At 67.4% G+C, this 9,904-nt stretch carries 9 protein-coding genes and 1 pseudogene; 1 reads left to right on the plus strand and 9 read right to left on the minus strand.

Annotated features, from left to right (window positions below; all coding sequences use genetic code 11):
• Both recA and AC1DHD_RS10140 read right to left on the minus strand, forming a co-directional pair.
• Positions 1-912 (minus strand): recombinase RecA (gene recA, locus AC1DHD_RS10135; protein ID WP_476879595.1); only part of this gene is annotated, 912 nt, incomplete at its 3' end.
• A 205-nt stretch (positions 913-1,117) separates the two neighbouring features.
• Positions 1,118-1,336: a DUF3046 domain-containing protein gene (locus AC1DHD_RS10140; RefSeq protein ID WP_476879596.1), complete on the minus strand. Its 219-nt coding sequence runs from the start codon at positions 1,334-1,336 to the stop codon at positions 1,118-1,120.
• A 41-nt stretch (positions 1,337-1,377) separates the two neighbouring features.
• Here AC1DHD_RS10140 and AC1DHD_RS10145 point away from each other — a divergent pair, with 41 nt between their 5' ends.
• Positions 1,378-1,896, plus strand: a complete 519-nt coding sequence (locus AC1DHD_RS10145; protein WP_476879597.1) for a MarR family winged helix-turn-helix transcriptional regulator — start codon at positions 1,378-1,380, stop codon at positions 1,894-1,896.
• Positions 1,897-2,002: 106 nt separating this feature from the next.
• On the opposite strand, the gene AC1DHD_RS10150 is transcribed toward AC1DHD_RS10145, so the two are convergent.
• The 7 genes and pseudogenes from AC1DHD_RS10150 to AC1DHD_RS10180 form a co-directional block, all read right to left on the minus strand.
• Complete coding sequence (locus AC1DHD_RS10150) at positions 2,003-2,443, minus strand: helix-turn-helix domain-containing protein (RefSeq protein ID WP_476879598.1); 441 nt, start codon at positions 2,441-2,443, stop codon at positions 2,003-2,005.
• 138 nt (positions 2,444-2,581) lie between these two features.
• Complete coding sequence (locus AC1DHD_RS10155) at positions 2,582-3,124, minus strand: CinA family protein (protein ID WP_476879599.1); 543 nt, start codon at positions 3,122-3,124, stop codon at positions 2,582-2,584.
• Complete coding sequence (gene pgsA / locus AC1DHD_RS10160) at positions 3,121-3,759, minus strand: CDP-diacylglycerol--glycerol-3-phosphate 3-phosphatidyltransferase (RefSeq protein WP_476879600.1); 639 nt, start codon at positions 3,757-3,759, stop codon at positions 3,121-3,123. Before pgsA ends, AC1DHD_RS10155 begins: the two co-directional genes overlap by 4 nt.
• A 25-nt stretch (positions 3,760-3,784) precedes the next feature.
• Complete coding sequence (locus AC1DHD_RS10165; protein ID WP_476879601.1) at positions 3,785-6,700, minus strand: FtsK/SpoIIIE family DNA translocase; 2,916 nt, start codon at positions 6,698-6,700, stop codon at positions 3,785-3,787.
• A gap of 205 nt (positions 6,701-6,905) precedes the next feature.
• A complete protein-coding gene (locus AC1DHD_RS10170; protein WP_476879602.1) occupies positions 6,906-8,594 on the minus strand; it encodes a ribonuclease J in 1,689 nt (562 codons plus the stop codon).
• 62 nt (positions 8,595-8,656) lie between these two features.
• Positions 8,657-9,565, minus strand: coding sequence for a 4-hydroxy-tetrahydrodipicolinate synthase (gene dapA, locus AC1DHD_RS10175; protein WP_476879603.1), 909 nt, complete (start codon positions 9,563-9,565; stop codon positions 8,657-8,659).
• Between the two features lie 58 nt (positions 9,566-9,623).
• Positions 9,624-9,904 (minus strand): annotated as a pseudogene (locus AC1DHD_RS10180) (hypothetical protein); the annotation flags it as partial.

Genomic DNA, 9,904 nt, shown 5'->3' on the forward strand with positions numbered 1-9,904 from the left:
CTCCATGCCCTGTCCCAGCTGGTCGCCGTCGTAGGTGAACCAGGATCCGGACTTCTTGATCAGGCCGTGCTCGACACCCATGTCAATGATGCCGCCCTCACGGGAGATGCCCTGGCCGTAGATGATGTCGAACTCAGCGATCTTGAAGGGCGGAGCCATCTTGTTCTTGACGATCTTGGCCTTGGTCCGGTTACCCACGGAATCGGCGCCCTCCTTGAGGGTCTGGATCCGGCGGACGTCGATGCGGACGGAGGCGTAGAACTTCAGGGCCTTACCACCGGTGGTGGTTTCCGGCGAGCCGAAGAAGACGCCGATCTTCTCGCGCAGCTGGTTGATGAAGATGGCGGTGGTCTTGGTCTGGCTCAACCGGCCGGTGATCTTTCGCAGGGCCTGGCTCATCAGGCGGGCCTGCAGGCCGACGTGGCTGTCGCCCATGTCGCCTTCGATTTCGGCGCGCGGCACCAGGGCGGCGACTGAGTCGATGACAACAATGTCCAGCGACCCGGAGCCGACCAGCATGTCCATGATTTCCAGGGCCTGCTCACCGGTGTCCGGCTGCGAGACGAGCAGGGCGTCGGTGTCGACGCCCAGCTTGGCGGCGTATTCGGGGTCCAGGGCGTGCTCGGCGTCGATGAACGCCGCGATCCCGCCCAGGCGCTGGGCATTAGCGACTGCGTGCAGGGCCACGGTGGTCTTACCGGAGGATTCCGGCCCGTAGATCTCCACAACGCGGCCGCGGGGCAGCCCGCCAATTCCGAGGGCCACGTCCAGCGCGATGGAGCCGGTGGGGATGACCTCGATGGGGGCACGGGTCTCGTCGCCCAGCCGCATGATCGATCCCTTGCCGAACTGCTTGTCAATCTGGGCCAGCGCTGCTTCGAGCGCCTTCTCACGATCCGGGGCTGCCGCCATGGTTCACACCTCTAATGCTTTCTCGCTTTGGAGTGGCCGCTACGGCCTTTGCTTTGTCATCACAGACGCTACTGGCAGCCTCTGACAAAAGTGCCGCCGTCGTTGCGTATGTGGAAAACGCTCTGAAAAAAGCATAGCGCCGTCCGAACAGATATTCGAACAATCGGGCGGCGTGTCAGCGCCCGTTCGGCGCGCGCCGGGTCGCTCAGCGGGGCTTGACGTCACGGCCGAGCCGCCGCTCCGCCGGCACATCCTGGACATCGCACAGGGCCAGCCAGACCTGCTTGGGCGGCACGCCGGCGCGGAGGGCCTCGTCAGCGGTCCGTCCGCCGACGCCGGAGAGCACCAGGGAGCCGCTAAGGACGCGGGAGTACCCGGCTCCGAACTCGTCATCCATAAGCCGCCAGAAGTCGCTGATTCGCATCGGTAAAGTCTCTCACGGGCCCGGACCCTAGAATGGTTGCTATGAGCAACGCACGCGGCGCCACCCCCGATCAGGCGCCAGTTTCCGGGACCGGCGCCACTTCCGAGGAGGCACTGGCCGACGTCGAACGCCAGTTAAGCCTGCTGTGGCGGCGCGCCCGGTCCATGTCGCAGCAGCTCTCCCGCCAGGTCCACCCGGAGATGGAGCCGGCCGCCTACGGTCTGCTGTCCGTCCTGCGGACCAAGGGGCCCATCCGCCTGACCGAGCTGGCATCCTGCATCGGCGTCGGGAAGCCGTCGGTCAGCCGGCAGGTAGCGTTCCTGGAGGGCCTCGGACTTGTCTCGAAGGCGGCGGATCCGCTCGACGGCCGCGCCCAGGCCATCAGCCTGACGGCGCGCGGCGAAGAGAAGATGCACCTGGTCCAGGATGCGCGCCGCGAGGTCTTCCGCGAGCGGCTAGCGGAATGGCCGGCGCACGAGCTCGAGGCCTTCGCCGGCTACATGGCCAAGCTCAACGCCACGTATGAGCGTGACGGTTTCCCCCGCGACGACAGTTTCTGACCGGAGCACCTGCCACGACGTGGCCCGCCGCACACTCCGGACACTCACGACACAAAAAAGGTCCCCGGCACACCGCCGGGGACCTTCTTAGTAGTTGCAGTGGGGGCTAGCGTGCCCCGGAGAGCAGGCCCGTGGCCAGCTCGTCGTTCAGCTCCCGGTCGAGGTCACGACCATAGCGCTGGGCAAATTCCTGCGGCACGGTGTCCGGGACTGCGACGCCCTCGGCCACGGCCACACGGTCACTGACCTCGCGGAGCATGGTGGAGAGGGGAACGTCGAGGGCCGAGCAGATCGAGGAAAGCAGCTCCGAGGAGGCTTCCTTTTGGCCACGTTCCACTTCACTCAGGTAGCCCAGGGAAACACGGGCGCTGTGCGAGACTTCGCGGAGGGTACGGCCTTGGCGTTGGCGGACGTCGCGCAGCACATCACCGATTTCGTGACGAWGTACAACCATCTTGCGCTCCTTCTGTTCGCTCTTTGCCTGATCGGCGAGGCCCACATCCTTCCAGCGGACAACGCCGTTTACGGATACGGGCTGCTTTACCATCTGTATCGCCTTGCTCCCTCGTAAGTCTGGTTCGCTGCTGAAGGCGAACCGTCTGATGATTTCATCCTAGGCGCCACCCTTCTTCAGGGGCGACACAATGTAACAACTATTCGGAATCAACATTTGTTCCCGGCAACTTTACCCGCGGTAGCTTGTGGGCGACAGGGCCTCGAGCAGCCTTTCGAGGGCGGCGCCGCAGGCCAGGGCCCGGATCTCCTGGCGGCTTCCCTCGAAGTGGTAGGCGAACGACGTCGCGTTCGCCGCCGTGGCGAGGCCGATGAAGACCGTTCCCACGTCCTTGCCGTCGTGCGGGTCGGGGCCGGCCACCCCGGTTGTGGACACGCCGACATCGGCGCCGCAGGCCGTCCGCGCGCCGGCCGCCATCGCGGCGGCCACCTCGCCGTCCACCGAACCGGCGGTGGCGAGCAGCCCGGCGGGGACGCCGAGGACGGCGGACTTGACCGAGTTTGCGTAGGCAACCACTCCGCCCTGCAGCATGGCGGAGGCTCCCGGGGTGTCGGCCAGCACGGCGGCGACCATACCGGCGGTGAGGGACTCGGCCGTGGCCACGGTGAGCCCGCCGTCGATGGCGCGGCCGACGGCCTCTCCGGCCAGGCGGTGCAGGTTGGGGTGCAGGCCGGGGTGGGGGGTGGACTCCTGGGCTGGCTGCGGGGCGCTCACGGGGTCCCCTTCCGGACCTGCTGCTGCCGGGCCTTGATGCCGCTGGCCCGCAGTTTGAGGGCCTCCACCACATACTCGGCCCCGGTCCAGACGGTGATTGCCACGGCCGCCATCATGACCGCGAAGGCCACGAACCCCAGCCAGGGGGCAATTGAGGCCAGCGGCATGACGTACAGGAAGATTGCGACGGTCTGGATGACGGTCTTGAGTTTGCCGCCGCGGGAGGCCGGGATCACGCCGTAACGGATGACAAAGAAGCGCAGGGCCGTGACGCCCCACTCCCGGACCAGGATCACCGCCGTCACCCACCAGGGCAGTTCGGCGAGCAGGGACAGCATCACCAGCGCCGAGCCGATCAGGAGTTTGTCCGCGATCGGGTCCGCGATCTTCCCGAAGTCGGTGATGAGGCCGCGGCTGCGGGCGATGTCGCCGTCGAGCTTGTCCGTATAGATCGCCACCGCGAAGACGACGACGGCGGCCCAGCGCCACACGCCGCTTTGCGCGTGCAGGCCGGGCGCGTCTGCCAGCAGGAACCAGACGAAGAAGGGCACCAGCGCGATCCGCAGCATCGTCAGGATGTTGGGCAGGTTCCAGATCCGCGGGGCGGACCCGGCGTTGGTTTCGGCGCTAGTCACCTTCCTAGGCTACCGTCTCCACCGGTTACCGTCCGGTGAGCGACCAGGCGTCCTCGGAACCCTCGTCGTCGTCTCCGGGCCCGTCGGCGCCGTCGTAGTAGTCGACGCTTTGGGTCCGGTTGTCCAGGTCCGCGGCCACCAGGTCCTCGGCGTAACCGCCCTGGGCGATGTTGGCGTTGGCGTTCTCGCTCAGCGCGGCGGTCTGCGAATCGCCGGCGGCCGGGCCGTCCTGRCCCTTCATGGCGGCCAGGACCGCGGCGAGGTCGTCCGGCTTGACCAGGACGTCGCGGGCCTTGGAGCCTTCCGAGGGGCCAACGACTCCCCTGGACTCCAGCAGGTCCATCAGGCGGCCGGCCTTGGCGAAGCCGACGCGCAGCTTGCGCTGCAGCATCGACGTCGAGCCGAACTGTGTGGTGACCACGAGCTCGGTGGCCTGCAGGAGGACCTCGAGGTCGTCCCCGATGTCGTCGTCGATCTGCTTCTTCTGCGCCTCGGGGGCGACGTCGTCGCGGTACACAGCTTTGAGCTGGCCCTTGACGTGCTCAACCACCTTGTGGATCTCGGATTCGGTGACCCAGGCGCCCTGGACGCGCATCGCCTTGGAGGCGCCCATGGGCAGGAACAGCGCGTCGCCCTGGCCGATGAGTTTCTCGGCGCCGGGCTGGTCCAGGACCACGCGGGAGTCGGTGACGGAGGAGGTCGCAAACGCCATGCGGGACGGGACGTTCGCCTTGATCAGGCCGGTGACCACGTCCACCGAGGGCCGCTGGGTGGCCAGGACCAGGTGGATGCCGGCGGCGCGGGCCAGCTGGGTGATGCGGACGATCGAGTCTTCGACATCGCGCGGCGCCACCATCATGAGGTCGGCGAGCTCGTCGACGATCACCAGCAGGTACGGGTACGGGCGGATGACGCGCTTGGAGTCGACCGGCGGGTGGACCTTGCCGGCCCGGACCGCCTTGTTGAAGTCGTCGATGTGCTTGAAACCGTAGTTGGCGAGGTCGTCGTAGCGGGCGTCCATCTCGCGGACCACCCATTGCAGCGCCTCGGCGGCCTTCTTCGGGTTCGTGATGATCGGGGTGATCAGGTGCGGCACGCCCTCGTAGGCGGTCAACTCGACGCGCTTGGGGTCCACCATGACCATCCGGACCTCGTCCGGGGTGGCGCGCATCAGGATCGAGGTGATCATCGAGTTCACGAAGGAGGACTTACCGGCACCAGTGGCGCCGGCCACCAGCAGGTGCGGCATCTTCGCGAGGTTGGCCACCACGTAGCCGCCCTCGACGTCCTTGCCGACGCCCATCACCATGGGGTGGTCCGTGCGGCGGGCGTTCTGGCTGCGCAGCACGTCGCCCAGCGAGACCGTCTCGCGGTCGGTGTTGGGGATTTCGATGCCGATGGCTGACTTCCCGGGGATCGGGCTCAGGATCCGGACATCGGAGCTCGCCACGGCGTAGGAGATGTTCTTGGACAGTGCGGTAACCCGCTCCACCTTCGTGCCCGGGGACAGCTCGATCTCGTAGCGCGTCACGGTGGGACCGCGGCTGAAGCCGGTGACCTGGGCGTCCACGTTGAACTGCGTCAGCGTCTCGGTCAGGGAGGCAACGATCGCGTCGTTGGCCTCGGTGCGCTCCTTGGGGATGGACCCGGGGGTGAGCATGTCCGACGCCGGCAGGGTGTAGGTGACGTCGCCGGCCAGTGAGAGCTGTTCGGTTCGCTGCGGGATCGGGGTGGGCAGCGGGGCGGGGGCGACGGGGTTGGCGGGGACTTTGGGGGCCGCGCCGGCGGTCACGGACCCTGCGGCGATCATGCCGGGCGTGATCTGCGGGATGGCTTCGGTGGCGCCCTCCCCTGCCGCGCCGGCTGCCGTCCCGAGGCCCTGTGCGGCCTTGATCTTTTCGACGGCGATCTCGGCCTGGGTGGGGCGCCGCACACCGGGGGCCACGGCCTTGGCGGCCTTGCCGCCCTTGGGTGCGTTGGCGTCTGCGGCCTCGTCGTCGTCGACGACGGCGTGCTCGAACGCCTCGTCTCCGACGTAGCCTTCCAGCCGCGGGTCGGCGTCGTCGTCCTTGCCGAACATACGCTTGCGCTTTTTCTTCGGCGCGGGAGCGTCGTTTTCATACAGGTAGCTGCGGTCGTGGCTGTCCTGGTCCTCGTAGTCCTGCAGGTCGATACCCATCAGGTGCTCGTAGGCGCCACGGAGCCGGGACGGGATGGCCCCGAAGGGTGTGGCGGTGACGATCAGGAGCGAGGTGAACGCCAGGAGGCTGTAGAGGGCGACCGGTACGGCGGCGTGGATGGTGGCCAGCGGCGCTGCGGCCAGGTAGCCCAGCATGCCGCCGGCGTGGCGGAGCCCGTCGAAACCGTCGGCGACGGTGGGCTGGCCGCCGATGATGTGGGCCAGGCCGCAGCCGGCGAAGGTCATGATGAGGAAGCCGATGCCGATGCGGTTGTTGCCGCGGCCGTCCACGGGCTCGCGGAAGAGGCGGAAGGCGCACACGAAGAGCATCAGCGGCAGCAGCAGGGTCATCCAGCCGAAGGTGCCGTTGACGATGTTGAAGACCATGTCCGGCAACCAGCCCTGGAAACCCCACCAGGCGAACGTGGCAATGAAGACGCCGAGTGCGAGGTTGAACAGGGCCGCGCCGTCGCGGCGATCGGCCGGGTCGAGGTCGGAGACGTCGTGGCCGATCCGGCGGATCCCGGCGCCGACCACGTGGCCGATTCCCAGCCACGCGCCCGCGACAACCCGGACCAGCCAGGGCTGCCGGGGTYCGACGGCGGCCAGCTGGCGGGTGCGCGCCGTGCCTTGCGAGCGGCCGGTTTTGGACGCGGCTGCGCCAGTGGTCCGGCCCGAGGAGCTGCCCGCTTTGCTCCTGGAAGTGCCGGTTGAACTGCCGCTTGAGTTGCCTCTAGGCGCGGAGGAGGTGCGTGTCGCCATACCCGCAACGGTACCGGACACTGGGCCGAAACCCGCGGATTTCCGGGGCGGGCGGGATCATGTTGGACTGCGGGGCTGCCGTCCCGGGAGCCGGGCGGCTACGGAAACGGCCTCCCCCGCCGGGACCGCGGAAAGCGGTGCCGGCCGGGAAGGCCGTCTCGGTGACGCTGGTGCCGGGCCGCCGGGGCGGAGCCGACGGTGCGGGCTAAGCCTCGAGGACCACCGGGATGATCATGGGCTTGCGGCGGAGTTTACGGTTCACCCAGGTGCCGATCACGCGGCGGACGACCTGCTGCAGCTGCTGCGTGGTGTGGTCGCGGTTCTGGACGGCCTCTTCGAGGGCGGCGTTGATCTTGGGAATGATTTCGTCGAAGACGGAGTCGTCTTCGGCAACRCCGCGGGCGTGGATTTCCGGCCCGGAGACCACCTTGCCGGTTGCGCGGTGGATGACCGTGACGATCGAGATGAAGCCTTCGTCGCCGAGGGTCTGGCGGTCCTTGAGGTCCGCTTCGGTGACCTCGCCGACGCTGGAGCCGTCAACGTAGACGAAGCCGACCTCGACCTGGCCGACAATGTCTGCCTGGTGGTCGCGGAGGTCGATCACGGTGCCGTTGTCGGCCAGCAGGATGCTTTCCTCCGGGACGCCGGACTCGAGGGCGATCTTGCCGTTGGCGATCAGGTGCCGCGTCTCACCGTGGACGGGCATCGCGTTGAGCGGCTCGAGGATGTTGTAGCAGTACAGCAGCTCTCCCGCGGCGGCGTGGCCGGAGACGTGCACCTTGGCGTTGCCCTTGTGGATGACGTCGGCACCGAGCTTGAGCAGGCCGTTGATGATGCGGAAGACGGCGTTCTCGTTGCCCGGGATGAGGCTGGAGGCGAGGATGACGGTGTCGCCCTGGCCGACGACGACGCGGTGGTCTCCGTTGGCCATGCGGGACAGTGCGGCCATCGGCTCGCCCTGGGACCCGGTGGACATCAGCACGACGCGGTTGTCCGGCAGGTTGTCGATGTTCTTGATGTCAACGAGGATGCCGGCGGGCACCTCGAGGTAGCCGAGCTTCGCGGCGATGGCCATGTTGCGGACCATGGACCGGCCCACGAAAGCGACCTTGCGGTTGTGGTTCGCGGCGGCGTCGAGCACCTGCTGGACGCGGTGCACGTGCGAGGAGAACGAGGCCACGATGATGCGCTTGGACGCCTGGCCGAAGAGCCGGTCCAGGGTGGGACCGATTTCCTTCTCGGCCGTGGTGAAGCCGGGCACGTCCGCGTTCGTGGAGTCGGACATAAAGAGGTCAACGCCCTCTTCGCCGAGCTTGGCGAAGTGGCGGAGGTCGGTGATCCGGCCATCGAGCGGCAGCTGGTCCATCTTGAAGTCACCGGTGTGCAGCACGGTGCCGCCGGAGGTGCGCAGGAACACGGCCAGGGCGTCCGGGATCGAGTGGTTGACGGCCACGAATTCGCAGTCGAAGGGGCCGAACTTCTTGGTCTGGCCCTCGCTCACGATCATGGTGGTCGGCTTGATCCGGTGCTCCTGGAGCTTGGCCTCGATCAGCGCCAGTGTCAGCTGCGAGCCGACGAGGGGGATGTCGTTGCGCAGGCGCAGCAGGTACGGGACGGCGCCGATGTGGTCCTCGTGGCCGTGGGTGAGGACCACGGCGACGATGTCGTCGAGGCGGTTCTCGATGTAGGAGAAATCGGGCAGGATCAGGTCGACGCCGGGCTGGGTCTCCTCGGGGAAGAGGACGCCGCAGTCAACGATCAGCAGCTTGCCGTCGATTTCGAAGACGGTCATGTTGCGGCCGATTTCCCCGAGTCCGCCGAGCGGCACGATCCGCAGGGTGTTCTTGGGCAGTTTCGGCGGCGTGACAAGGCCGGGRAGGGCGGTTTGGGTCATAGTGCACTACTTTCCAGGCGGRGCAGGAGGTGTCCGTTCCTGATCAGGCATTGGCTGCCGGATCAGGAGTAGACGAGTCCTGCTTCCGCCAAGTCCTCGCGGATCGTTTCGATCTCGGCTTCGCCCGGCTCCACGAGGGGCAAACGGACAACCGAGTTGGGCAGGACTCCCTGCCACTTAAGAACTTGCTTCGCAGCAACAGCACCCTGGATGTGGGTCATCACTGCACGGACCACAGGGTCCAGTTCGAAATGTATGGTGCGGGCGGTGGCAAAATCGCCTGCAAGTGCGGCATCGATCATCGCACGGTACTGCTTGGTGGCCACGTGTGCCGACACGCTGACCAGCCCGACGGCGCCGGCCGCCATCCAGGGCAGGGTCAGTCCGTCGTCGCCGGAGTAGACGTCCAGCTCGGTGTTCGCCATCACGCGGGTGACCGCCGCGAAGTCTGCCTTGGCGTCCTTGAGGGCGACGATGCGCGGGTGGTCGGCGAGCCGGATCATGGTTTCCGGCAGGATGGGCACACCGGCGCGGCCGGGGATGTCGTAGACCATCACGGGAAGGTCGGCGGCGTCGGCCACGGCTTCGATGTGGGCCTGGATCCCGGCCTGGCTGGGCTTGTTGTAGTACGGCGTGACGATCAGCTGGCCGTGGGCGCCGGCTTTGGCGGCCCGCTTGGCCATCTCGATCGAGTGTGAGGTGTGGTTGGTGCCGGTGCCGGCGATAACCTTGGCGCGGTCCCCCACGGCCTCGACGATGACGCGGAACAGCTTTTCCTTTTCGTCGTCTTCCAGCGTGGAGGTCTCCCCGGTGGTGCCGGAAATGACGAGGGCGTCATTGCCGTCGTCGACGAGCTTGGCGGCCAGCTCTGCGGACTGCTGATAGTCGACCTCACCGGCGGTCGTGAACGGAGTGACCATGGCGGTCACAAGGGTTCCGAACGTGTAAGAGCGAATGTCAGAGTCAGCCATAGGAAAAACGTTACCTTGTCCGCGGCGTGTTAGGACAATGGCGACGAAGTGATGCGCGTCAAATATGGCCGTCCCCAGTGGCGCTCCCTGGCGCCGCAGGATGCGCCGGCGGGACAGCGCAGTAACGGCCCACGGCCTCCTCGCGCAGCCCTTCAGCCCAGGCGGACAGCCGCTGGGCGGCGCGGACGTAGTGGAACAGCTCGGTGGGGGCGAGCGCCTCGATGTCCGTTTCGGCCAGCCGGCGGGCAAGCTCCGCGCCGGGCATCTGGTCAGCGAGGGAAGTCCCCTCCCGGTGCCATTGGATGTCCTCGGAAGCCTCACCCGCGACCAGGCGGCGGA

The sequence above is a fragment of the Arthrobacter sp. 05L45_2 genome (genome assembly GCF_056397525.1).